Source organism: Rothia mucilaginosa, assembly GCF_964211445.1.
Lineage (GTDB): Bacteria > Actinomycetota > Actinomycetes > Actinomycetales > Micrococcaceae > Rothia > Rothia mucilaginosa_E.
On the sequence record NZ_CAXOQT010000071.1, the window covers coordinates 1 to 551 of the forward strand.

The 551-nt window shown below is 63.0% G+C and carries 1 protein-coding gene; it reads right to left on the reverse strand.

Translation table 11 applies throughout. The features are described 5' to 3' along the window. On the reverse strand, positions 1–551 hold a 551-nt coding region (locus tag AB8E48_RS08985), incomplete at both ends, for a transaldolase family protein (protein WP_368886485.1).

Below are 551 nucleotides of genomic sequence, written 5' to 3' on the forward strand. Positions count from 1 at the left end.
TCGGAGGAGAACATTTCCTCGAATACCTCGTAGGCGAGGCGTGCGTTTGCCAGGCCTGCCTTGCCCTTCAGCTGTACAGCGTCGCCGCCGGCTGCCTCGAGACGTGCATCGATTTCGGTGTCTACGCGGGAGACGAAGAAGGATGCGACGGAGTGGATGGTGGACAGGTCCTTGCCGTTCTCCAGCGCCTGCTCCAGGCCGAGCATGTAGGCGTTGATGACCTCGCGGTAGCGGGTCAGGGAGAAGATCAGGGTCACGTTCACGCTGATGCCAGCAGCCAGGGTTTCTGCGATGGGGCGCAGGCCTTCCTGGGTTGCGGGGATCTTGATCATGACGTTTTCGCGGCCCACGCGCTCGTAGAGTTCACGCGCCATCTTGGCGGTACCTTCAGCGTCGCGTGCCAGGCGGGGGTCAACCTCGATGGAGACGCGGCCGTCAAAACCGTTGGATGCCTTGTAGACGGGTTCGAACACGTCGCAGGCGTTGCGTACGTCGTCGCAGGTTGCGGCGAAGACTGCCTCTTCAACGCTCGCGCCGGCGGCGGCAAGTTC